The following is a 22,586-nucleotide window of genomic DNA, read 5'->3' as shown; positions in this document are numbered from 1 at the left end:
TTCGGTTCGGTGTTGTCGGGTCAGGACGGGGTCCGGTAGCGCGGGCTGGTGGAGTGCCACTCGAAGCCGCCGCCCATCCACGCGCGCAGTCCGCGCATGAACCGCCGCAGCTGCGGCGACGGCACGAACCGCGTTTTCCGGTACACGTCCTGGAAGTCGCGCACGAGTCCGTTGTGGAGCTCGACGACGGCCTCGACCGCCTCCGGCACCGAGCACTCCCGGTCCGCCGCGACCTGCAGCACCATGTTGCACGGCGGGTTCTCGTCGGCCAGGTCCTTGGTCACCGAGAACAGGTCGTTCACCAACACCGAGGCCGTGCCCGCGAGGATCGCCGCGCCGCGCACCTCCGGTTCGTAGAACAGGTTCGAGTCCAGCTCGTACCCGCCGAGCACGTCGATGAGCGTCATCGACGTGTAGAAGCTGTCGTGCTGCCTGGCCGCGAGGTACTCCCACGCGGGCGGGGTGCGGTCGTTGTGCTTCCACGCCCCGTAGGCCGTCCAGCTCACGAACATCGCGAACGTCGAGTAGCAGACCCGTTGGAACTGGGCCGGGGTCCCGTAGCCCGCCAGGTGCTCCATGCCCGAGCGCAGCGCGACGAGCACCTTGTCCCCGCCCAGCGCCTCGTCGAGCTCGTCGGAGAACGAGCCCGCGGTGGGCAGCGGGTCCATGGCGGCCATCGCCAGAGCCAGTCGTTGCGGGAGCTCGGCCGGCACGGCCCCCAGTGCGGTGTCGTCCGCGTAGAGGTCGTCCGCGGCCCACCACGCGGCGTTGAGCCTGGCCGAGATGAGCAGCCGGTCCGGGTCGTCGCAGTCCGGGTGCGCGAGCACGACGAGCCGTCCGAACTCCGCCTGGCCCAGCTGTTCGGCCTCCTCGGCGGAGAACCCGCAGTCCCGCGCCCAGAGCGCCAGCCGCCGGTCGACCTCCTGCGCCAGGGTGTCGTCGATCCGCTCGGGGAGCGGGCAGTACAGCGGCGACGCCGACCCGTCGCCCCACGGCCGGTGCGCGTACGCGGGGTCGTTCCCGTTCTCGGGGTCCGGAGACCCCTGCTCGCGGCCGCTGCCCAGCCGGGCCGCGAACCGCGCGGCCGAGGTCCCCAGACCGGTGAAGGTGGACGTGGTGTGCTGCAGGTCCGGCATCGCTTCGCTTTCTCCGGGGGTACTCGGCCGCGGCGGCTCGGGTCAGATGCGGTCGGCGGCGATGAGCAGGTAGTGGAAGCTGCCCTCGCGGTACGCGGTGAGGAACGGGTCCTCGATGCCGGTCGCCACCGACGACTTGGCCCGAAGCTCCCAGTACGGGATCGTCTGCGCGGTCAGGTCGACGACCGAGATGGGCACCAGGCCGTTGGCCGTCATGGCCTTGAAGTACGCGCTGCGCGGGTGGATGTTGCACGTGTAGTGCTGGTCGATCTGGGCCACCGCCTTGGACCGGCCGCCGGTGACGTCGTTGTAGCACCCGGTGATCGTCACGTACCGGCCGCCGAACTCGAGCTGGCGCGCGTGTTCGGCGAACAGCTCGAACAGATCGACGTACATCGTGCTCTCGTTGTTCCAGATGGCCCGCCGCGACCCGCTCTCGAACCCGGTGTCGAGCATGTTGCGGAAGTGGTAGCGGACCTTGCCCTCCGCGCCCCGCACCGCGGCCTGGCGGTTGGCGAAGTCCACCTGCTTCTGCGAGATGGACACGCCGTCGACCTCGCAGCCGAACCGCTCGTGGGCCATGATGCTCGTGCCGCCGCGCCCGCACCCGGCGTCCAGGAGCCTGTCCTGCGGACGGATGTCGCCGAGGTGGTCGAGCAACACGTCCGCCTGCGCCGTCTCCAGCCGGTGCATCTCGGCGATGATCTGGGCGTCGCGGGTGTCCTGCGGCCCCTCCAGCACCGACAGGTCGACCTCGCCGATCCCGTAGTGGTGGTGGTAGAGCCCGTCGACGTCGCCCAGCCGCAGGTTGACCGGGTCCTGCTCGGCGTTCCAGTACGACGCTACGGACTTCTGGTACGCGGTGCGGAGGACGTCGGCGGGAGCGGTGCTGACTGCGGTCACAGGAGGGGTTCCTTTCCTAGGGGTGCGGGAGAACGGGCGAGGACCGCCTGGTGGGCTAGCCCTCGCGGCTGACCTCCGCGCCTTCGAGCACGGCCAGCGCGTCGGGCACCAGCACGGCGGCGGAGTAGTAGGTGCTGACCAGGTAGGAGGTGATCGCGCGGTCGGAGACGCCCATGCGGCGGACGCTCAGCCCCGGCTCGTACTCGTCGGGCAGTCCGACCTGGCGCAGCCCGAGCACACCGCGGTTGTCCTCGCCGGTGCGCATCAGGAGCACGGAGCTCGTGCGGCCCGCGCTGACGGGGATCTTGCCGCACGGGTAGATCGGCACGCCCCGCCACGAGATCCGGTCGCCGCCGTCGGGGCCGGGGTCGCTGGGGTAGACGCCCGCTTTGGTGCACTCGCGGAAGAACGCGGCGATCGTGCGCGGGTGCGCCAGGAAGAAGCCGGGTTCCTTGCTCACCAACGACAGCAGCTCGTCGAAGTCGGCCGGGGTCGGCGGGCCGGTGCGGGTGGCGACGCGCTGGGCGAAGTCGGCGTTGTGCAGCAGGCCGAAGTCCGGGTTGTTGACCAGCTCGTGCTCCTGGCGCTCGCGCAGGGCCTCGATGGTCAGCCGCAGCTGCTGCTCGACCTGGTCCATCGGCTGGTTGTAGAGGTCGGCCACGCGGGTGTGCACCCGCAGCACGGTCTGCGCCACGCTGAGCCCGTACTCGCGCGGCGAGCCCTCGTAGTCGACGAAGGTGGTGGGCAGCGGCGGTTCCCCGCCGTGCCCGGACGCGATGTCGATCTCGGACTCGCCGTGCTCGTTCGCCGCGGCGCGCACCTCGGACGCGCGGTCCAGCTGGGCGCGCAACGACCCGGACCGGCGCAGCACGGCCTCGAAGTCGTCGCGCGACAACGTCAACGCCGTCCCGGCCGTGATCGCCTTCGCGGTGAACTCCGAGATCCCGTCGGCGGACAGCAGCGCCTGCGCGCCGAAGTGGTCGCCGTCCTTGAGCACTCCCAACGACGTCTCGTCGCCGTACGCGCCGGGACCGGACTTGGCGATCTTGCCGTGCGCGACGAGCACGACCCGGTCGGCCCGGTGGCCGAACCCGGCGAGCACGTCGCCCGGCGCGAACTCGACCCGCGCGAAGCGCCGCGCCAGCTCGGCCAGCACCGCGGTGTCGGCGTAGCCCCGCAGCGGCGCGAGCTCGGCCAGCTCCGCCGGGACGACCCGCACCGCGGAACCCGTCTGCTCGAACGTCACCCGCCCGTCGCCGACGGCGTGGCTCAGCCGCCGGTTGACCCGGTAGGTGCCGCCGTCGACCTGCTTCCACTCCAACAGCTTCAGCAGCCACCGCGAGGAGATCCCCTGCATCTGCGGGACGGACTTCGTCGTGGTGGCCAGGTTGCGCGCGGCGGCCCGGCTCAGGCTCGACAGCAGTGACGCGGCACCGGGGGAGGTGGTGTCCGATTCGGTCGCGGTCACAGCGGGAGCCACCAATCGGTAGACGTGCGGGGAAAAACCGGGAATCGCGGAGGTCGAATTCCCGGTGCCGTTGTGCTGTTCGAACATAGCAAGGCGGTTCGGGAGTGCAATGACACTTTCGGGGCATTGCCGTCGTCCCTCGAATGCGGCACCGAAGCGGAATTGGCGTCCGAGGAATTGCGGCGGTGCGAATACCTGAACGGCCCAGTGTTCGTCACCGCTCGGTGGATGCCGGAACCCGCGGTGATCGCTTCGGTACCGCTTCGATCGCGTCGGTACCGCTTTCGGTGCGCGCCGCGCCCACGTTCGTGGAACGCGCGAAACCGCGCGGCGCCAATGCGCCGCGCGGAGTCGCGGACCCGTCGTCCGGAAGGGGCTAGGAACGTGAGTGCGGCAGCGGCAGCACCTTCACGAGGACGGGCACGGTGATGGCGGCCACGACGAGGTGCATCGTGACGAGCGCCAGGGAGTTGAGCAGGTGCACTCCGGCCGCGAGGATGCCGAAGTCGGGGACGAGGGACACGAGGACGGCCGCGGGCACGAGCACCCGCAGGACGGCGCGGGGGTCGCGGGCGCTGCGCCGGACGAGGTACCACGCCAGGGTGCCGAGCAGGATCCCCACGACGGTCAGCGGCGCGTACTCCTTCAGCGTCAGCCCCTTCCGCACGCCCTCGGCGGGCAGCGCGGCGTTCGCGAGCACGGCGATCACGGTGTTCAGCGCGACGGAGGCGATCGCGGCGAGGGCGACGCCGACGGCGGCGCGGCCGCTCGCGATGGCGGGCTGGCGGGCGTGGGACGGGAGGTCGCTGGTGTCGGTCATCGTGAGGTCCCTCCGGTGCCGGGAAACGGCGCGCGTGACAAGTCCACTGTGGATTCGGTGGGCGTCCTGCCAGCGTAGGACGGGGTCGACGGGCTCGGCACCGACCATTTCGGGATGGGCTCCATCGACCGGTTCGATAGGTCGCGGGAGCTGCGCGGATGATCGCGGTGCCGTCTCAACGGGCGCGTTGTTGCCAGTCGGGACGGCGGGGAGGAGGATCCCGGCGGTGGCCACGGACTGGGGCAGGCTCGACCTGAACCTGCTGATTCCGCTGAACGCGCTCCTGCTGGAGCGCAACGTGACGAAGGCGGCCGACCGGCTCGTGATGGGCCAGCCCGCGATGAGCGCCGCGCTGGCCAAGCTCCGCCGCCACTTCGACGACCCGCTGCTCGTCCGCGAGGGCCGCGCGATGGTCCTCACCCCGTTCGCGGAGTCGCTGGTAGGCCCGGTCCAGACGGCATTGGTCGCCGCCCGCGAAGTGCTCAGCTCCGGCCGGTCCTTCACCCCCGCCACCGACCGCCGCACGTTCACCCTCATGGCCAGCGACTACGTCGCGGGCGTCCTCGTCCTGCCCGCCCTGCGCGGCCTCGCCACCGACGCGCCGGGCGTGCGCGTCACCGTCGCCTCCCTGCGCGCGGACCTCGTCGAGCTGCTCCGGACCGGCTGGTGCGACGTCCTGTTCTGGCCCTTGCAGCTCCAGACACCGGAACTGCTCAACTTCCCCCACGTCCCCGTGTTCACCGACGAGTTCGTCGCCGCGGCCGACCGGGACAACCACGGGCTGCCCGAACCCCTCACCGCCGAAGCCCTGACCACCACCCGCGCCGTCCAGGTCAACGGCATCGCGGGCCAACGCGTCGTCTCGGCCGTCAAGCTCGCCGAACTCGGCGTGACCACACCCAGCCCCGTCACCGTCGAGTCGTTCACGCTGGCCCTGCAAGCGGTCGCGGGCTCCGACCTCGTCACCCTCACACCCCGCCGCCTGTTCGACCACCTCGGGCCCGCGTTGGGGCTGCGGGAGGTCCCACTGGCCGTGGAGCGGCCGCGGATGACGATCGGCATGTTCTGGCACCCCCGCAACATGCTCGTGCCCGCGCACCAGTGGATGAGGGAGCGGTTGGCGGCGGCGGGGGAGGGGTTGTGAGCGGGGGCTGGTCGGTCGGACGGGTGGCTAGGTCGGGATGAGCTCGACCACCACGGTCACCGAGGTGTCCTCCCGCGAGAGCTTGACCTCCGCCACGTCCCGCCAGCCGTCCTCGTACCGCTTGTTCACGACGCGGTACTCGATCTCCTGGTCGGGGAACAGCGTGTTGGACTCGACCAGGCGGACGTGCAGGTCGATCGACTGGCCGTCGCGGGTGGTGACCTCCAGCGGCTCCTGGACACCCGGCTCCCACGGGTGCTCGTGCTCGACCGTGACCTTGTGGCCGTCCTTGCAGTCCCGGTCGAACAACGAGACCCGCGTGGTGCCGTGCCACGCGGAGATCGAGCCGCACAGGTCGACGTCGTCCTCCGAGTCGACCTTGACCTGCTTGAGCTTCACGGCGACGCGACCGCGGATCCGCTCGCACCTGCGGACCGGGTAGTCGACCGTCCGCCCGGCGCCCGCCATGGCGTTGTCGCCGAGGTTCGAGAGGCTGTAGGCGATCGGCGCCCCTGGGGACTCGGCCGAGTAGTTCCCGCCACCTGTGATGTAGGCCTGCACGTCGTCCAGCCCCCGCGAGGCGCGGACCGCGTCAGGACCCGAGCCGCCCAGGACGTACCCGGTGAAGCTGCTCTTGCCCAGCGTGTCGGCGCTCCACCACTTCGGCTCGACACCCGCGCCCACCGGGATCGGACCCAACCGCGCCGTCGCCGAGACCCGCAACGCGGCCTCGACCTCCTGGCTGGAGTACTCCGACTCGTAGACGATGAAGGCCGTGCGACCGTAGGACACGGACGCGTCCAGACCGAGGGCAGGCCGACGGTGCCCGCCTCGGTGACGTCCACGCGGTCCCAAGATCACGTCGACCTTGGTCGCGCGGTGACGCGGGGTTTCAGGAGACCTCCCAGCGCGTCCCGGTACGCCGAGAGGGTGGGTTGCTCGACCGTGGTCGAGTGCGGGCCGTTGAGCTGGACCTGGTTGCCGACGGAGATGGTCATCGTCGCGCGGGCCGGGTCGCTCACCGGCACGAACCGGTTGCCAGCAGGAATCTTGCGCGGTATCCGCGTCGGCTGTTCGCGGCGACCACGACTCGGGCTGTCCACGCCGGTTCTTCCTCATCCGCTCGTTCCGCGGATGCTGTTCTCCGGGATCGCTCGTCATGAGTCGTCAATTCCGCACCGCGAACGTCCGCAACGGACGTCGGGAGCGTCATATGACATGCGGCCGCCGTATTTCTCCGGTTTCGACCACGGAAAGTCGAGTGTCGTTCACGAATTGCCGCGGTCATGTCATTGCCGGGGAATTGCGCCTCACAGCAACAGCCCGTCGATCCGCCCCCTGTGGTCCTCGATGACCTTCCCCGGATCGGTGTCGAGCACGTCCTGGAGCACGGTGGCGTAGATGTCGCGGAAGTCGGTGGTCTGCTTGAGGTCGCCGTTGTCCAGGTCGGTGAGGCTCGGCTGGTCGCCGAAGAAGCCGCCCTTGACCGGTGCGCCGAGCAGGAAGACCGGGCCCGCGGTGCCGTGGTCGGTGCCGTCGCTGGCGTTCGCGTGGACGCGGCGGCCGAACTCGGAGTAGACGAGGACGACCGCCTGGCGGCCGCGGTCGGTGCCCTTGAGGCGTTTGGCGAACGCGGTCAACGCGGTGTCGAGCTCGGTGAGCAGGCGTTGCTGGGTGTCGCGTTCGTCGGCGTGGGTGTCGAAGCCGCCCAGGGACACCGAGTAGGCGCGGGTGGGCACCTCGGCCTCGATGAGCGCGGCGACGGCGTCCAGTTGCGCGCCGAGGGCGGACGCGCCGCCGGCCGAGGCGCCCTTGTCGCGCTTCTCGTCGGGGTCGTCCTCCGCCGCGTCGTGGACGGCGCCGCCGAGGATCCTGGCCGCGCTGTGCAGGTCGGTGATGGACTTGGCGGCACGCGCCTGCCACGGCTCCTCACCGGCTGACGGCGTCCCGAGCGCCTGGAAGGCTTCGCCGAGCTTGCCGGTGGGCAGCTTCAGCCCTCCCAACGGCAGCGACGCGGCGGCCGTCTTCGCCCCGGCGAGCATGGGCGGCAGCACGGGTTCGACGGAGAGGGCGCGCAACGGGTCGGCGCCGGTGGTGTCGAGCCAGCGGCCGAGCCAGCCGGTGGGCACGGAGGTGCGCGGGGAGGCGGTCTGCCAGATCGCCATGGAGCGGAAGTGGCTGTGGTCGGGGGTGGGGTAGCCGACCCCGCGCACGACCGCGAGGCCCTTCTCGTCCCACAGGCCCTTGAGGCCCTTCAGACCGGGGTTGAGGCCGAGGCCGTCACCGAGGTCCAGCACCTCCTCCGGCCGGTAGGCGAGGTCGGGTCGGGCGTCTTGGTAAGCGCTGTCCGCGGCCGGTACCACGGTGTTGAGGCCGTCGTTGCCGCCGTAGAGCGTGACGACGACCAGCACGCCCGCACCGGAGGCCAGCGGCGAGTCGGCCGCCGCGGACAGCAGGTCGTCCCAGTCGACGCGGGTGGCGCCGTAGGCGAGCGCGCCCGCGGCGGTCACGCCGGACAGGGTCAGGAAGTGGCGTCTGGTCAGCTTGGCGGTCATCGGCTCACCACGTACTCGGGGGCGCAGGCGGCCACGGCGATCACGTCCTCCGGCTTGTCCACCTTCGCCAGTGCGTCACGGGTCCGGTCGGACCACGCGTCCACCGACAGCAGCACGCGCGCGGCTTCCGCGTCGGCGGGCTTGCTCGCGGTGCGGGCGGCGAGCAGTCGCGCGACGGTCAGCCGCGCGACGCCCGCCGCCGTCGTGAGCCACGCGCCGCCCGCGGCCCAGCCCCCGACGCTGGGCGGCCGCAACGGCACCTGGCCCATGCCCCGCAGCCCGGTCCCGAGCTGCTTGACGGCCTTGTCGTCAAGGGACTCCCAGCGCACGTCGAGCGCGCGCATGAGCCCCACGACCCACTCCACGGGCTGTTTGACCAGCGTCGTGTCGGCCGACCGGAACGCCGGTTCGGCCGCGATCGCGCGCAGCACGGCCGTGACGTCCCGCTTCGCGCCGTAGGCGGCGACGAGCCGGTCCACCGCGTCCGGTGCGGGCGGGGTGGCCGACACCAGCCGGAACCACAGGCGCCCCACCACGAACGCGGCCGACTCCGGCTTCGCCAGCACGGTGTCCACGAAGGACGCCGCGGTGAACGAGGACGTCACCCCGAGCACGGTCTGCGGCTTGTCGTCGTGGCGCTTGGCGGTCAGCACCGCCTGCGCGGAGTCGCGCTTCACCGTCCACCCGGTGAGCGCCCGCGCGGCTTCGCGCACGTCGGTCTCGCTGTAGTGCCCGATCCCGAGCGTGAACAGCTCCATGAACTCCCGCGCCAGGTTCTCGTTCGGCGCACCCGAGCGGTTGTCGTTGCCGTCCAGCCACAGGATCAGCGCCGGGTCGACCACGAGCGCCTTGGCCAGCTCGCCGAAGTCGCCCGCGCCGAGCCGTCGGAACGCCTCGTTCTGCCCGAGCATGTGGAACGGGCTGCGCACCTTCTGCTCGCTGGTCGCGAAGTGCCCGTGCCAGAACCAGGTCAGCCGCTCCTGGGCGGTGTCGGTGGCGACCATCCGGCCGAGCCACCACGACAGCAGCTTCTTCTCGTCGGCCGCGCGCGCCGCGTTGGCGTCCTGCTTGGCCTGCTTGTCCTTCGTCGGCGCGGCCGGGGGAGCGAGCTGGAGCGCGGGGGTGGCGGCGGGCGCCGCGGTGAGCAGGCGCCCCAGCGCGTCGTCCGCGCCGCGGTCGAGGTCACCGGGCCGCGGTCCGAACCCGAACCGGTCGTGCAGCCTGCGCGCCAGTGCGCGGTCGTCGAGATCGGCCATGACGTGAGCATCGTGCGCGGAACGGTCCGTCCGCTACCCGTGCGGGGCTCTTTCAGCAGACGCTCAGGCGCGCGGGAGGTGCCGCGCCCGTCAGTCGAGCAGGTCCTCGTAGGTGATGGGGCGGCTGGGCAGCGGGGTGCCGGGGTGGGCGCGCAGGCCGTCGAGCATGAGGGTCATGCACCGCTCGCTCGCGCCCTCGATCTCGTCCAGCTTGGCGGGCAGCGGCCGCATGAGCAGCACGAACAGCATCGCCACGTCGCCGGTGCCGATGTCGGTCCTGACCTTGCCCTCCGCCTGCGCCCCCTTGACCATGTGGTCGAGGTCGGTCAGCAGGACCCGGCGGAACTCGTCGGTGGCCGGGTCGTCGCGGATGACCGCACCCGCCTGGGCCGAGATCATCGCGAGGTGCAGGCTGAGCCGGAGCTCCTGCGAGAACCCGATGAACCGGACCAGGGCGTCCCAGCAGGTCGGCTCCTCCTCGATGGAGGCCCGTGCCTCGGTGAGCGCCCGGCCGAAGCTGTCGACGGCGACCTCGCGGATGAGCGTCCCGCGGTCGGGGAAACGCCGGTAGAGCGTGCCCACGCCGACTCCCGCGGCGCGCGCGATGTCCTCCATGGGAGCGTCGGGACCCTGGTCGACGAAGATCGTCCGGGCGGCCGCGATGATCTGGTCGCGGTTCCGCCGGGCGTCGGCACGCAGGGGCATGGCGGGGTCCACTGCCATCGGGCTGCGCCTCTCCACTCGAACGGGCGCCGATTGTCGCACGGGGGCCGCGCAACCGGGCGTAAGGGAAAACGAGGAGCTACACCCCGAAGTAGGTGGACGGTTTTCTTCCGCTTCGCTACCTTGGAGAGAAGCGGAAGGTAATCCTCCGCATACTCACGGTCCTCGGACGGGGTGGACGCGGCCGAACCGGCTCCGCTCCGTCCGACGACCAGGACGTTCCCGCCGCCCCACCCGGTGACCGGCAAGATGAGGAGATCACGATGACGGAAGCGGTCCAGATCCGTCCCGAACAGTTCCCGCTGACCAGGGAGTGCCCCTTCTCCCCGCCCAAGGAGTACCGCGACCTGCGCGAGGAGGCGCCGATCGCGAGGGTCAACCTGCTCGACGGCAAGTGGGCGTGGGCGCTCACCCGGCACGAGGACGTGCGGACGATGCTGTCCGACCCCCGTTTCAGCGCCGACCGCTCGAACCCGGACTTCCCCCAGATGGTCATGGGCAGGGTGCAGGACGACGACGCCGAGAAGTCCCTGATCTCCATGGACGCGCCCGAGCACGGGCCTGCCCGGCGCGCTGTCCTGGGGGAGTTCACCGTGCGCAGGATGGAGGCGCTGCGCCCGCGCATCCAGGAGATCGTCGACGAGCGGATCGACGCGATGCTGGCCGGACCGCGCCCCGTCGACCTGGTGCGCGAGCTCTCGCTGCCGGTGCCGTCGCTGGTGATCTGCGAGCTGCTCGGCGTCCCCTACAGCGACCACGAGTTCTTCCAGGCGCACACCGCGACCATGGTCAGCAGGCAGTCGTCCGTCCCCGACCGGCGCGCCGCCTTCCAGGCCGTCCAGACCTACCTGGGCGACCTGATCCTGCTCAAGGAGAAGGACCCCAGCGAGGACGACCTGCTCGGCAGGCAGATCATCAAGGGCCGCGAGGAGGGCACCTACCGGCACCGGGCGCTGGTGGCGATGGCGTTCCTGCTGCTGCTCGCGGGCCACGAGACCACCGCGAACATGATCTCGCTGAGCACGGTCGCCCTGCTGGAGAACCCCGACCAGCTGGCACTGGTCAAGGCGGACCCCGCGCGGACGCTGCCCGCGGTGGAGGAGCTGCTGCGCTACTTCACCATCGTCGACACCGTCACCGCGCGGGTGGCGACCGAGGACGTCCCGCTGGGCGGGGTCACCATCCGCGCGGGGGAGGGCGTGCTGGGGCTTGGCTTCGCGGCCAACCGCGACCCGGAGGCCTTCGCGGACCCCGACGACCTGGACATCGAGCGCGGGGCGCGGCACCACGTCGCGTTCGGGTTCGGCCCGCACCAGTGCCTCGGCCAGAACCTGGCGCGGATGGAGCTGCAGATCGTCATCGACACGCTGTTCCGGCGCATCCCGGACCTCGCGCTCGCCGAGCCGGTGGGCAAACTGGCGTTCAAGGACGAGGCGGCGATCTACGGGATGTACTCGCTGCCGGTCACCTGGTGAGGAGGAGGTCGGGATGAAGCTCATCGCCGATGTCGGGCGCTGCGTGGGCGCGGGTCAGTGCGTGCTCACCGAGCCCGACGTGTTCGACCAGAGCGAGGACGACGGCACGGTGGTCGTGCTCGTGGACGAACCGGAGGGCGACCAGCTGGAGCACGTGCGCGAGGCCGTGCGCGTCTGCCCCAGCCAGGCGATCTCGCTGTCCGGTTGAGCCGTCCGCGCGGGCCGCCCCGGTGCACTCGGGGCGGCCCGCGCGGTCACGGGCCCGTCCGTCCGTTGTGGACGTCGGACCCGGCGAGCTCGTGCGCGGCCGCGCGGGTCTCGTCGTCCACCGGGAAGAAGCACTCGATGCGCAGCTCCTGCAGCGTCACGTCCTGAGGTGTGCCCAGCGTCGTGACCGTGGAGAAGTAGTCGAACCGCCGCTCGCCCAGCGCGTACCGGATCGGCACGATCGGCAGCAGCGGCGCGCTGGTGTCGAGCGACCGCAGCGACGCGGGCACACCGGGGTAGGAGAGCACCTCCTCCAGGATCCGCTGCGCCCGTTCGTCGGTGACCCCGCCGATCGCCTCCCGGCGGACCCGACGCACCAGCGCCTCGGCGACCTCCTGCCAGTTCGCCACGTGCGGCCGCACGCCGTCCGGGTGGAACATCCGGCGCAGCACGTTCGCCGGGCCGGGTGGCGCGGTCGTCCGGCCGCCGCGCAGCAGGTCGAAGAACCGCACGGCCGCGGCGTTGGTGTGCCGGATGTCCCAGCTCCGGTCCACCACCAGCGCCGGGAACGGCTCCTGCTGCCGGAGGATGGTCTCCAGCGCGCCGCGGACGGCGGCCAGTTCCGGGGCGTCCAGTTCGGACTCCTGGTAGACCGGGGCGAACCCGGCGCTGAGCAGCAGCGCGTTGCGCTCCCGCAGGGGCACGTCGAGCACCTCGGCGAGCCGCAGCACCATGGCCCGGCTCGGGTTCGCCCTGCCGGTCTCGACGAAGCACAGGTGCCGCAACGACACGGCCGCCTCGGTGGACAGCGCGAGCTGGCTCAGCCGCCGCGCGTTGCGCCAGTGCTTCAACAACGGGCCGACGTCCGACACGGCGTCAGTATCCGCCGGTCCAGGCGTGCCCGCCGATCTGGGGCTCCAGCGGGGGCCGGGCGACGTTGGCGGCGTGGTTGGTCATGGTCGAGATCGCCACGCCGGTGATCACCTCGAGCACCTGGGACCCGCTGAAGCCCGCCTCGGTGAACGCCTTCACGTCGCCCTCGCCGAGGTGGCCGCGGTTGTCGATCAGCGCGCGGGTGAGGGTGGACAGCGCCGCCAGCCGCGGGTCGTCGGGCAGCTCGCGCCTGCGCAGCGCCTCCACCGCGTCCGGGTCGACGCCGTCCAGCAGCGCCTCCAGCGAGTGGAACGCCACGGCCCACGCGCAGTCGTTGGCGACTGCGTTGGACAGCAGCAGGACCTGGCGTTCGGCGGGGGAGAAGGTGCCCGCGCCGCGGAACTGGCCGAACGCCGAGAAGAACGAGTTCACCAGCGGCGGTGACCCGGCCATGACGCCCGCGACGTTCGGGACGAAGCCGAACGCGCCCTGCAGTGCCTCCAACGGCCCGCGGGCGCTGTCGGGGGCGGACTCGGTGGTGTGGACGGGAAAAGTGGTCATGGCCGGAATCCTTCGCCCGCCGTCGCGCCCCGCCAATTCCCTCCGGGGTAAACGCCGTCGGTCACCTCGACGGCGCCGGTGTCCACGCGCACCCCTCGACCGGGAACGAGCGGCCGCTGTTCGGTGCGGTGGGGCCGCCGGCGACACGCGGTGACGGGAGGGCGGTTACCGTGACCGGGTGCGACTGGGGCGGGGCATCGAGTGGGTGAGGGCGCACGAGGCCAGGTCGACGTACCTGGTGGCCGCGCTCTGCGTGCTCCTCGCGATCTGGCCGACCGCCCTGTACCGCGAGGACGGCCTGCACGGGGTGAACCTGTTCTGCGGGGCGCTGACGGCGGTGCCGGTGCTGCTGGTGACGCGCAACCCGCCGGTCGCGTGGTCGGTGTCCGTGCTGCTGGTGCTCTTCCTGCCCCGCGCCTACGGCGGGCGGACCGGCCCCGAGCAGACGTGGGGCTGGTCGTGGACGCTCGGGCTCACCCTGGCGGTCGGGTACGTCCTGTACCGGGTGGCGCTGGGTTACCGCCCGCGCGTGGTGGCGGTCGCGCTGGTGGTCACCTTCGTGGCGACCTGGCCGCACCTGTCGGACTGGGGCGACGCGCCGCTGCCCGGATTCCTCCTGGTCGGCGCGGTCGTGCTGGGCAACGCGGTGCGGCAGCGGCGGCAGGTCGACGACCAGCGGCGGGCCGAGCGGACCCGTGCCATCGCCGCGGAGGAGCGCACCCGCATCGCGCGGGAGCTGCACGACGTCGTCAGCCACCACATGTCGGCGCTGGTCCTGCGCACCGACGCGGTGTCCTACCGGCTGCCGGACCTGGCACCCGAGGTGCGCGCGGAGCTGGACGTGATCCAGGGCATGGCCCGCGACGGGCTCACCGAGATGCGCCGGATGCTGCTGGTGCTGCGGGCCGAAGACGGTGAGGACGGCGCGCCGCAGCCCGGACTGGCCGACGTCGAGGGGATGGTGGACCGGTTCCGCGCCACCGGCACCGAGGTCGCGCTCCGGGTCGACGTCGGCTCGGTGCCGGTGCCCGCGGGCGTCGGGCTGTCGGCGTACCGGATCGTCCAGGAGGCGTTGAGCAACAGCGGGAGGCACGCGCCCGGCGGCGCGGTCTCCGTCAAGATCTTGCTGGACGGTGGTGTGCTGGGCATCGAGGTGCGCAACGCGGCCGCGACCCGACGCGCGGTCGACGGCGACCCGGCGCGGGCGCGCCACGGACTGGTGGGGATGGCGGAACGGGTGCGGGTGCTCGGAGGCGAGCTCACCGCGGAACCGACCGCGGACGGCGGGTTCGTCGTGGTCGCGGAGCTGCCGCTGGGAGAGGAAGGGGTTTCGTGACGATCAGGGTGCTGGTGGTCGACGACCAGGCGATGATCCGGGAGAGCTTCCGGGTGGCGCTGGACAGCCAGTCCGATGTGGAGGTCGTCGGCGAGGCGGGCACCGGCGCGGACGCCGTGGCGCTGGCCCGCGACCTCGTGCCGGACGTGGTGCTGATGGACGTGCGGATGCCCGTGATGGACGGGCTGGAGGCGACCCGCCGCATCGTCGACTCCGGCGACGAGCCGCCGAAGGTGTTGGTGCTGACCACGTTCGACCTCGACGAGCACGTCTACGGCGCGCTGCGCGCGGGTGCCAGCGGGTTCATGGTCAAGGACGCCCCGCTGGCCGACCTCGTCAACGCCGTCCGCGTGGTGGCCGCCGGGCACGCGCTGTTCGCCCCGTCGGTCACCCGGCGGCTGGTGGCCGCCTTCGCGAGCCGCACGGCGCGACGGCAGGACGACTCGGCGTTGCGCTACCTCACACCCCGCGAGGTCGAGGTGCTGCGGCTGGTCGCGCGCGGCCTGTCCAACGCCGAGATCGCGGGCGCGCTCACCATCGCCGAGCAGACCGCCAAGAGCCACGTGAGCCGGGTGCTGACCAAGCTCGGCCTGCGCGACCGCGCCCAGGCCGTCGTGCTGGCCTACGAGTGCGGTCTGGTGGTGCCCGCGGAGTAGTACCGGGGTACGGGTCGGATCCGACCCGTACCCAGGGGGCGGGTCAGGACACCACCGCGGCGGGACGACTGCCGTGGCCGCTGTTCCTAGCGTCGGACGGGTGGCCAAAACACCCGCTGTGCCCCTTGTCCCAGCCCGGTTCCCACTGGTCCTGGCCGCGCTGCTCGCCGCGGTGGCGGTGGTGTGGTGGGCGCTCGGCTGGCCGTTGGGCGTGGACAGCGCCGTGTACCGGTCGGGCGCGTTGGCCGTGCTGCACGGTGAACCGCTCTACGGCCCGCTGACGGCGACCCCGGACTGGTCGCCCGAGCTCCCGTTCGCCTACCCGCCGATCGCCGCCGTGGCGTTCCTGCCCCTGGCAGGGCTGCCGGTGCAGTTCGCCTGGGGACTGCTGGCGGTCGTGACCGTGCTGGCGCTGCACTCTTCTGTGCGACTGGTGGGCGGGGCGTGGTGGGTGCTGCCGCTCGTGCTGGTGCTGGAACCGGTGTGGCGGACGGTCGGGCTGGGGCAGGTCAACGCGGTGCTGATGGCGCTGGTGCTGCTGGACGTGCTGGTGCTGCGCGGTTCCCGGTGGTCCGGGGTGCTGGTCGGCGTCGCGGCCGCGGTGAAGCTGACACCGCTGGTGTTCGTGGCGCACCTGCTGCTGACCGGACGCCGTGCGGACGCGCTGCGCGCGCTGGGGGTGTTCGCGGGCCTGGGCGTGACGGGATTCGTGCTGCTGCCTGGTGACAGCGTGCGGTACTGGACGTCCACGATGCTGTCCGCCAACAGCGCGGGCTCCAACGGGTGGTGGGGCAACCAGTCGGTCAGCGGCCTGGTCCGCCGCGTGCTGGGCGACTCCGGTCCGGTCACCGCCGCGGTGGTGCTGCTGGTGCTGTGCGCCGCCGCGTACCTGGTCCGCGACCTGCACCGCCGCGGCGACGCGGTGGGCGCACTGCTGGTGACGGCCTTCTGCGGCGTGCTGGTCAGCCCGATCTCGTGGACGCACCACTGGGTCTGGGCGGCCCCGCTGTGCGCCCTCCTCCAGGCCCGGCGTCGGCACGGCGGTCTGGTGGCGGTGGTCGTGCTGTTCACCGGGTGGGTGTTCGCGCTGGTGCCGCGGGCGGAGGGGCGCGAGTCGTCGTGGACGGCGCTGGAGTCCCTGGCAGGCAACGCCTACGTGCTCGTCGCCCTGGCCGTCCTCGGCGGGCTGGTCCTTCGCCGGTGGCGGAGTTCCCGCGGTGTCGCGGTGGTCCGATCCCATTCATTCCGCATTAATGCGGTTCTCAGGATGGGAAAAAGAACTGGGTGACTTCTTTCCCGGTCCCCGATGAACGGGGTGGCGAATCGCGTAAAGTGCCCAGGGCTCGTCGGGGAACGCGTTCGAGGGAAAGGTGGACCGTGCTCGACGCCCGCAACCACCAGGGCAAATTCGGCGCCGACTACGTGAGGGCACTCGCTTCCGGAGCCGGGCTGCTCTGGGCTGAGGACGATGTCGACCTCGACGGGATAGACCTGTGCATCAAGATGCCGGGCCGCACTCCGCGCGGTTTCTCGCCGAGGATCGACGTGCAGATCAAAACGGTCTCCACCGCGGTGCCCCGGCACGGGATGATCGACTTCGACGGGCTCGACCAGGCCCAGTTCAACAAGCTGGCCGGGGACGACTTCGTCGTTCCCCGCTACCTCTTCGTGGTCCACGTCCCGCCCAAGGCGGACCGCTACACCGACCTCAGTCCCGCGGGACTGCTGCTGCGGCACATCGGCTACCACCACTCGCTGCGCGACCGCGTCCCGTTCCCCGCCCCCGACCGCCGCAGCCGCACCAGGGTCAAGATCCCGCTGGGCAACGTGCTGACGACCGCCAGCCTGCGCGCCCTGATCGCCGACGGCGCCCCGGCGCCGGCGAGCACATGACCCCTGCCGTCCGGGTGGACCAGGTCGTCGGGTACCTCGCCGCGAGGGGGTGGGAGGTCACCGGGCACTGGCGGGGAGCCGACGTCCGGTCCCTCGGCGACTTCGACGTCCTGGTACCGCCCGGTGACGACCGGGGGGACGTGTCGCCGCGGCTGCGCGAACTGCTGGCGTGCGTCGCCGACGCCGAGGGGCGCACGCCGCGAGAAGTGGTGCGGGACATGGTCGCGCCGTCCGCGGACGTGCTGTCCTACCGGTTGCGATTACCCCGCGCGGGCACCGTGCCCCTCGCCGCGGGGTTCCGCGCGGTGCGCGCCGTCCGGGACCTGGTAGCCACCTGCGCCCACGACGTGGCCCCGGACACGGGCGACCTGCTGGACCGGACCGCGCTGGCGACCGCGGAGGACGGGTTCGGACTCGACGTCCTGGTGCCGGTCCGGCACGACGGTGTGGGCCGGAGGGCGACCCTCCGGGTGCTGCGCACCTCGGCCACCGTCCTCGCCGCCGCCGACTCGCCGGACCCCACCGCTTGGCGCGACCTGCCCCGGCACGGTCTGGTCGACGACGTGTGCGGGTGCCTGGCCGACCTGGCGGGCGAGCACCGCGCGTCGGCCTTCGAGCTGGCGTTCCACTGGGCCCTCGCCCTGCCCTCCGCCGAACCCGACGCCGTCCTGAGCTTCCCCGCCGACTTCGGTGTGCGCGCCCGCGCCCGGCGCAAGCGGGTCGAGCCGGTCACCGCCGAGCGGGCGCTCGTGCGGGGACGCGTGACCAGGCTCGCCCAGGACAGCGGGGGTCGGCGGGTGGTCACCGTCCGGGGAACGCTGGTCGTCGACGGCGCCCCCGTGGGCCGCGAACGGGCGGTCCGGGTCCGGGTGGACGACCACGAGACCTACCTGCTGGCCATCGAGGCGCATCGCGCGGAGGACGAGGTCCAGGCCGAGGGCGCTGTCGAGAGCACGGGGACCAGGTACGGAATCGCGGTGGAGCCGAGCGGTTTCACCGTGGCCGAGCGAGGAGAACGGGACCGGAATGGTTGAGGGACGGCTGACCACGCGCGAGCGCGCCGCACTGCTGGTGCTGATGGCCGAGGCGCGTGAGCTGACCAACGCGGAACTCCGCGAGCTGGCGGGGTTCACCGTCGACGGGGAGTGCCGCAAGAAGCTGAACGAGCTCGGGCTGGTCACCAGCGAGAAGGTGGGCCGGGCCTTCGTGCACGCGCTCACCGACGAGGGCGGTGTGCGGTGCCAGGCCGAGCTCACCGCGCCCCTGCCGCCCAGGGCGGGCTACCTGGGCGGGGCGCTGCACGTGGTGATGGCCGGTCTGCACCGCCACTTCGAGCTGACCGGCACGTCGCTGACCGACATCTTCGTCCTCGATCCCGAGCACCGGGTCGAGACCGCGTACCGGGTTCTGGCGGCGAAGCCGGGCGAGGCCGTCGGGCTCCGGGCGCTCCGGGAACGCCTGGACGACCTAGCGCGGCCCGTGGTGGACCGGGCGTTGACGTCGCTGGCCGACCGCCCGGACGTCCACCTCCGCGCGGAGGCAGACCAGAAGTCCCTGACCGACGAGGACCGCGAGGCCGCGCTCGTCCTGGGCGGCACCCCGCGGCACACCCTGATGGTCGAGGCGGCCAGGTGAACGAGGACGAGCGGCAGGCGCTGTCCTCGATCCAGTTCAGCTGGGCCGTGACCCCGGACGACATCTGGAGCCCGGCCGACCACCACGTCGACGGCCTGCACCCGCGGGCCGTCGAGACGATCACCCACGCCCTGGGGGCCGCCCGCCGACGCCCCGGCACCTCGCCCATGGGGCTGGTCCTGCGCGGCGAGCGCGGTGTCGGCAAGACGCACATGCTGGGGTGGCTCCGGCGGCAGGTGCAGGACGACGGCTCGTTCTTCCTGCTGAAGCTGCTCGACCGGGAGTCGTTCTGGGCGGGCGCCGTCCACGGGGTGCTCAGGGGGCTGCTCGGCCCCGACGGCGGTCAGCTGGGCACGATGCTGGGCAGGCTGGCGGATCTCACCGGTCACGACGCCGAGTCCCGGATGCGGCTGAGCGGCCCGCTGCCGGTGCGGAAGCAGGACGTCGACGGCCTGCTGGAGCGGCTGCACGCCGTCGACCCGAGAGTGGCGACCGAGTGCCAGGACACCCTGCGCGCCCTGGTGCTCTACCGGAAGACGGGCAAGGACTGGGAGGTCGGCAACGCCTACCTCGTGCTGGAGCACGGCATCGACGAGGCCGACCGGGTGAAGTGGGGCTTCCAGACGACCGACAGGTCCCGGCAGCTGCTGCTGGGCGACCTGTCCAGGATCTTCGCGCTCACCGGGCCCGTGGTCATGGCCGTGGACCAGGTCGACAGCGTCATCACCGAGGCCGCGGACGGGCCGGGGGAGCAGGCGCTGGTCGACCGCCTCGCCGACGGGCTGATGCGACTGCGGGAGGAGGCCACCCGCACGATCGTCGTGGTGGCTTGCATCCCGCGCTCGTGGGAGCTGATCGAGCACAAGGCGGTCAACTCCGCGGCCGACCGGTTCCGGGTCGTCGACCTGCGCACGGCCATGCCCAGCGCCTCCGTGGCGGCCGCCATCGTCGAACGGCACCTCGGCGGCCTCTACGGCGAGATCGGGTTCGAGCCCCGGTACCCCTCGTGGCCGGTCCTGCCCTCGGCGTTCGAGGGCAAGGAGGTGGCGCACTCGACGCCGCGCCAGCTGCTCCAGCGCGTCGACGAGCACGTCCGCCGGTGCGTCGCGCTGGACGAGGTCGTGGAGCTCGCGGACTTCGCGGACCGCGAGGTGGAGGTCTCGGGCGCGCCGCCGTCGGTGCCCGCGGAGTCCGAGGAGCTGGACGCGTTGTTCGCGCGGTTGTGCGCCGAGGCGGACATCGTGTCGCCGCTGGACCCGAAGCACGAGGACCGGCTCATGTCGGCCCTGCTCGGCGCGGCGCTGCGCTGCTTCGTGCTGGAACAGGACGTCAACGGCGGGCTGTTGGGCATCGACCCGCCGCCCGGTGTCAACCCGGCGCTGCACGCCCGGCTCCGGCTGACCGTCGACGAGGCCCGCGAGGACGAGGTCCACTGGAGCTTCCGGGCCATCTCGCACACCCACCACAGCGCGGTGCTGGCCCGGTTGAAGTCCGCCCACCTGGAGGCGGAGCTGCGCCGGGGTGACGGGCGCAAGCACCTGGTGGTGCTGCGCAACACCCCCTTCTCGTCCGGGCGGGCGACGGCCCAGGCGCTGGCCGTCCTCGAGGAGGAGGGTGGCGTGACCAGGACGATCGAGTCGCACGACCTGCGCGTGTTCACGGCGCTGGACGGGATGCTGCGCCAGTCGCCGCCGGGCTTCCTGCCCTGGCTGCTGGAGCGGCGTCCGGCGACGACCTCCCACCTGCTGGCCGGGGTCCTCGCCGACCTGGACGTCGTGGTCGGCGAGGCCGCGACCGCGGTACCCGAGGAGGCTGTGCCCACGGAGGCTGTGCCCGCGGAGGTGATGCCGGACGACCCGGCACCGGAGTGGCCGGGTGTCAGCGGCACGCTGGGTGCCGGTCCGGTGCTGGAGGAACCGCAGGCCGCGCCGGAGCCCGGTGAGTCCTCGATCCGACTCGGAACGGGTGTCAACAACGGGAAGCCGTTCACCCTGGAGCTCGCGCAGCTGCGCAAGCACACGGTCGTGTTCGCGGGCAGCGGGTCGGGCAAGACAGTCCTGTTGCGACGGTTGGTCGAGGAGGTCGCGCTGCACGGGGTGTCGTCCATCCTGATCGACACCAACAACGACCTGTCCCGGCTCGGCGACCGGTGGCCCGCGCCGCCGAACGGCTGGGAGCCGGGCGACGCCGAGCGCGCGGACCGCTACCTGCGCGAGACCGACGTGGTGGTGTGGACACCGCGCCGCGAGGCGGGCCGGGCACTCGCGCTCGACCCGTTGCCGGGGTTCGACCGCGAACCGGAGGACCCCGACGAGTTCCGGATGGCGATCGACGCGGCCGTGGCGGGCCTGCTGCCGCGCACTGGGCTGACCGGCCGCAAGGTCAACGCGGGCCGGGCGGTGCTGACCCAGGCGCTGACCCGGTTCGTCCGCGGCTCCGGCGGTGACCTCGGGGACTTCCTCGCCTACCTGGAGAACATCCCGTCCGGGGTGAGCACGGTGCGCGACGCGGTGCGGCTGGCGGGCGACATCGCCGACGGCCTGAACACGGCGATGATCAACGACCCGGTGTTCGGCGGCGCGGGGGAGCGGCTGGACCCCGGCGTGCTGCTGACCCCGCCGCCGGGCAAGCGCGCCAGGGTGTCCGTGGTCAGCTGCATCGGGCTGCCCAACGAGGAGCAGCGGCAGACGTTCGTCAACCAGCTGCAGCTCGCCCTGTTCTCCTGGGTCAAGCGCAACCCGGCCAGGGACCGGCCGCTCGGCGGTCTGCTGGTGCTGGACGAGGCGCAGACGTTCGTGTCCTCCCGCACCACGACCGCGTCCACGCAGAGCACGCTGACGCTGGCGTCGCAGGCCCGCAAGTACGGGCTGGGCATGGTGTACGCGACGCAGGCGCCCAAGGCGCTGCACAACGTGGTCACCGGCAACGCCGCGACCCAGTTCTTCGGACTGCTCAACGCCGGTGTCCAGATCCAGGCGGCGGTGGACCTGGCCAGGGCGAAGGGCGGTCGCATCGAGGACGTGTCCCGGTTGCCCGCCGGGCAGTTCTACGGCGCGACCGAGGGCACCGGGATGTCCAAGGTGCGCGTGCCGATGTGCCTGAGCCACCACCCGCCCACGGCGCTGACGGAGGAGGAGGTCATCGCGCGGGCCCGGCGCGGCTGATCAGAACGTGTAGTTCACGACGAACGCGGGGTGGTCGGTGCGGCGCATGGTGTAGGTCTGGGTGGAGACGAAGGCGAGGGTGCGGGCGACGACGTGCTGGACGTCGCCGTCGCCCTTGCGGAACCAGCCCGACGGGACGCAGTTCTGGGCGTTGGTGGTGGAACCGGGGCTGTACTTGAGGTTCAGGTCGCCGACGACGACGTGCCGGGTGGACGGCGAGGCGGTCGGGTCGTAGGACAGGACGGTGGCGGGCACCAGTTCGCGGCACTGGGCGAGTGCGGTGGTGCCGGTGGTGCTGAGGTGGGTGGTGCAGGCGGTGAAGCCGCGCACGGCGCTCAGCGCGCACGCCCAGGCCCGCATCTCGGTGCCGCCGTCCTGCGCGGCGTACACGCCGGTCCCGCTGGTGGCGATGCCCTCCTTGACGATGATCCCGCTGCCGTACGCGCCGCGGCCCGCCGTGCACTGGTAGTCCGAGCCCGTGGACCGGTTGCGCACGAAGGCGAACTGGTAGCGCGCGCTCGTGCCGACGGCCGCGGTGAGGGCGGGCAGGTCGGAGAGGCACACCTCGTTCACCGAGACGACGTCGGGCTGGCGGTTCTGGATCATCGTGACGGCCTCGCCCACGGCGAGCCCGTTCTGGTAGCAGCCCGCGATGCCGCTGTTGCAGAGGTTCATCTGCAGCACCTTGAACGCGGTGGCCGCGTGCGCGGGGACCACCGCCGACGCGGACAGGAGCAGCGCGGCCAGCAGGAGGCCGGTCGTTCGGCGCGGTGAGCCCATG

The 22,586-nt window shown here is 72.2% G+C and carries 22 protein-coding genes; 10 read left to right on the top strand and 12 right to left on the bottom strand.

Annotation, left to right across the window (positions count from 1 at the left end; all coding sequences use genetic code 11):
* Positions 1–20 precede the first annotated feature (20 nt).
* The 4 genes from CLV43_RS07190 to CLV43_RS07175 all read right to left on the bottom strand — a co-directional run bounded on the left by CLV43_RS07190 (position 21) and on the right by CLV43_RS07175 (position 4,327).
* The gene (locus tag CLV43_RS07190) at positions 21–1,136 is read right to left on the bottom strand and encodes a family 2 encapsulin nanocompartment cargo protein terpene cyclase (protein ID WP_106186269.1); all 1,116 of its coding nucleotides are present in this window, start codon (positions 1,134–1,136) and stop codon (positions 21–23) included.
* A gap of 42 nt (positions 1,137–1,178) precedes the next feature.
* Positions 1,179–2,039 carry a geranyl diphosphate 2-C-methyltransferase gene (locus CLV43_RS07185; RefSeq protein WP_106186268.1) on the bottom strand — a complete coding sequence of 287 codons (861 nt, stop codon included), beginning with the start codon at positions 2,037–2,039 and terminating at the stop codon, positions 1,179–1,181.
* A gap of 55 nt (positions 2,040–2,094) precedes the next feature.
* Positions 2,095–3,507, bottom strand: a complete 1,413-nt coding sequence (locus CLV43_RS07180) for a family 2B encapsulin nanocompartment shell protein (RefSeq protein ID WP_245886201.1) — start codon at positions 3,505–3,507, stop codon at positions 2,095–2,097.
* 376 nt (positions 3,508–3,883) lie between these two features.
* Positions 3,884–4,327 (bottom strand): DUF6069 family protein, encoded by a 444-nt coding sequence (locus CLV43_RS07175; protein WP_146174674.1) that lies wholly within the window; start codon positions 4,325–4,327, stop codon positions 3,884–3,886.
* Between the two features lie 226 nt (positions 4,328–4,553).
* Here CLV43_RS07175 and CLV43_RS07170 point away from each other — a divergent pair, with 226 nt between their 5' ends.
* A complete protein-coding gene (locus tag CLV43_RS07170) occupies positions 4,554–5,471 on the top strand; it encodes a LysR family transcriptional regulator (RefSeq protein ID WP_170155727.1) in 918 nt (305 codons plus the stop codon).
* A gap of 27 nt (positions 5,472–5,498) precedes the next feature.
* On the opposite strand, the gene CLV43_RS07165 is transcribed toward CLV43_RS07170, so the two are convergent.
* The 5 genes from CLV43_RS07165 to CLV43_RS07150 all read right to left on the bottom strand — a co-directional run bounded on the left by CLV43_RS07165 (position 5,499) and on the right by CLV43_RS07150 (position 10,005).
* On the bottom strand, positions 5,499–6,263 hold the full coding sequence (locus CLV43_RS07165) for a thiol-activated cytolysin family protein (protein WP_170155726.1): 765 nt from the start codon (positions 6,261–6,263) through the stop codon (positions 5,499–5,501).
* A 65-nt stretch (positions 6,264–6,328) separates the two neighbouring features.
* Positions 6,329–6,574, bottom strand: a complete 246-nt coding sequence (locus tag CLV43_RS47640; RefSeq protein WP_170155725.1) for a hypothetical protein — start codon at positions 6,572–6,574, stop codon at positions 6,329–6,331.
* A 207-nt stretch (positions 6,575–6,781) separates the two neighbouring features.
* A complete protein-coding gene (locus tag CLV43_RS07160) occupies positions 6,782–8,026 on the bottom strand; it encodes a DUF1501 domain-containing protein (RefSeq protein ID WP_106186263.1) in 1,245 nt (414 codons plus the stop codon).
* Positions 8,023–9,282 carry a DUF1800 domain-containing protein gene (locus CLV43_RS07155; protein ID WP_106186262.1) on the bottom strand — a complete coding sequence of 420 codons (1,260 nt, stop codon included), beginning with the start codon at positions 9,280–9,282 and terminating at the stop codon, positions 8,023–8,025. The genes CLV43_RS07160 and CLV43_RS07155 overlap by 4 nt, the downstream gene beginning before the upstream one ends.
* Before the next feature lie 90 nt (positions 9,283–9,372).
* Positions 9,373–10,005 (bottom strand): TetR/AcrR family transcriptional regulator, encoded by a 633-nt coding sequence (locus tag CLV43_RS07150; RefSeq protein WP_106186261.1) that lies wholly within the window; start codon positions 10,003–10,005, stop codon positions 9,373–9,375.
* Positions 10,006–10,268: 263 nt separating this feature from the next.
* On the opposite strand from CLV43_RS07150, the gene CLV43_RS07145 reads away from it, so the two are divergent.
* Positions 10,269–11,480, top strand: coding sequence for a cytochrome P450 (locus CLV43_RS07145; protein WP_106186260.1), 1,212 nt, complete (start codon positions 10,269–10,271; stop codon positions 11,478–11,480).
* A gap of 13 nt (positions 11,481–11,493) precedes the next feature.
* Positions 11,494–11,688 (top strand): ferredoxin, encoded by a 195-nt coding sequence (locus CLV43_RS07140; RefSeq protein WP_106186259.1) that lies wholly within the window; start codon positions 11,494–11,496, stop codon positions 11,686–11,688.
* A 46-nt stretch (positions 11,689–11,734) separates the two neighbouring features.
* Here CLV43_RS07140 and CLV43_RS07135 read toward each other — a convergent pair whose 3' ends face one another.
* Complete coding sequence (locus tag CLV43_RS07135) at positions 11,735–12,559, bottom strand: helix-turn-helix domain-containing protein (RefSeq protein WP_106186258.1); 825 nt, start codon at positions 12,557–12,559, stop codon at positions 11,735–11,737.
* Between the two features lie 4 nt (positions 12,560–12,563).
* On the bottom strand, positions 12,564–13,121 hold the full coding sequence (locus CLV43_RS07130; RefSeq protein WP_106186257.1) for a carboxymuconolactone decarboxylase family protein: 558 nt from the start codon (positions 13,119–13,121) through the stop codon (positions 12,564–12,566).
* A gap of 178 nt (positions 13,122–13,299) precedes the next feature.
* Between CLV43_RS07130 and CLV43_RS07125 the strand changes: the two genes are divergently transcribed.
* The 7 genes from CLV43_RS07125 to CLV43_RS07095 all read left to right on the top strand — a co-directional run bounded on the left by CLV43_RS07125 (position 13,300) and on the right by CLV43_RS07095 (position 21,805).
* Positions 13,300–14,457, top strand: a complete 1,158-nt coding sequence (locus tag CLV43_RS07125; protein ID WP_146174672.1) for a sensor histidine kinase — start codon at positions 13,300–13,302, stop codon at positions 14,455–14,457.
* A complete protein-coding gene (locus tag CLV43_RS07120) occupies positions 14,454–15,113 on the top strand; it encodes a response regulator (RefSeq protein ID WP_106186255.1) in 660 nt (219 codons plus the stop codon). The genes CLV43_RS07125 and CLV43_RS07120 overlap by 4 nt, the downstream gene beginning before the upstream one ends.
* Before the next feature lie 118 nt (positions 15,114–15,231).
* A complete protein-coding gene (locus tag CLV43_RS07115; RefSeq protein WP_245886200.1) occupies positions 15,232–16,401 on the top strand; it encodes a glycosyltransferase 87 family protein in 1,170 nt (389 codons plus the stop codon).
* Positions 16,402–16,490: 89 nt separating this feature from the next.
* Complete coding sequence (locus CLV43_RS07110) at positions 16,491–17,006, top strand: DUF4365 domain-containing protein (protein ID WP_106186253.1); 516 nt, start codon at positions 16,491–16,493, stop codon at positions 17,004–17,006.
* The gene (locus tag CLV43_RS07105; RefSeq protein WP_146174671.1) at positions 17,003–18,040 is read left to right on the top strand and encodes a hypothetical protein; all 1,038 of its coding nucleotides are present in this window, start codon (positions 17,003–17,005) and stop codon (positions 18,038–18,040) included. The genes CLV43_RS07110 and CLV43_RS07105 overlap by 4 nt, the downstream gene beginning before the upstream one ends.
* The gene (locus CLV43_RS07100; RefSeq protein WP_106186251.1) at positions 18,033–18,641 is read left to right on the top strand and encodes a hypothetical protein; all 609 of its coding nucleotides are present in this window, start codon (positions 18,033–18,035) and stop codon (positions 18,639–18,641) included. The genes CLV43_RS07105 and CLV43_RS07100 overlap by 8 nt, the downstream gene beginning before the upstream one ends.
* The gene (locus CLV43_RS07095; RefSeq protein WP_106186250.1) at positions 18,638–21,805 is read left to right on the top strand and encodes an ATP-binding protein; all 3,168 of its coding nucleotides are present in this window, start codon (positions 18,638–18,640) and stop codon (positions 21,803–21,805) included. Before CLV43_RS07100 ends, CLV43_RS07095 begins: the two co-directional genes overlap by 4 nt.
* On the opposite strand, the gene CLV43_RS07090 is transcribed toward CLV43_RS07095, so the two are convergent.
* Positions 21,806–22,585, bottom strand: a complete 780-nt coding sequence (locus CLV43_RS07090; RefSeq protein ID WP_106186249.1) for an endonuclease/exonuclease/phosphatase family protein — start codon at positions 22,583–22,585, stop codon at positions 21,806–21,808. It lies immediately after the preceding gene.
* Position 22,586 lies beyond the last annotated feature (1 nt).

This window comes from Umezawaea tangerina, from assembly GCF_003002815.1.
Lineage (GTDB): Bacteria > Actinomycetota > Actinomycetes > Mycobacteriales > Pseudonocardiaceae > Umezawaea > Umezawaea tangerina.
The sequence above is the reverse complement of the archived record's forward strand: the minus strand, read 5'-3'. Positions and strand labels throughout refer to the sequence as shown.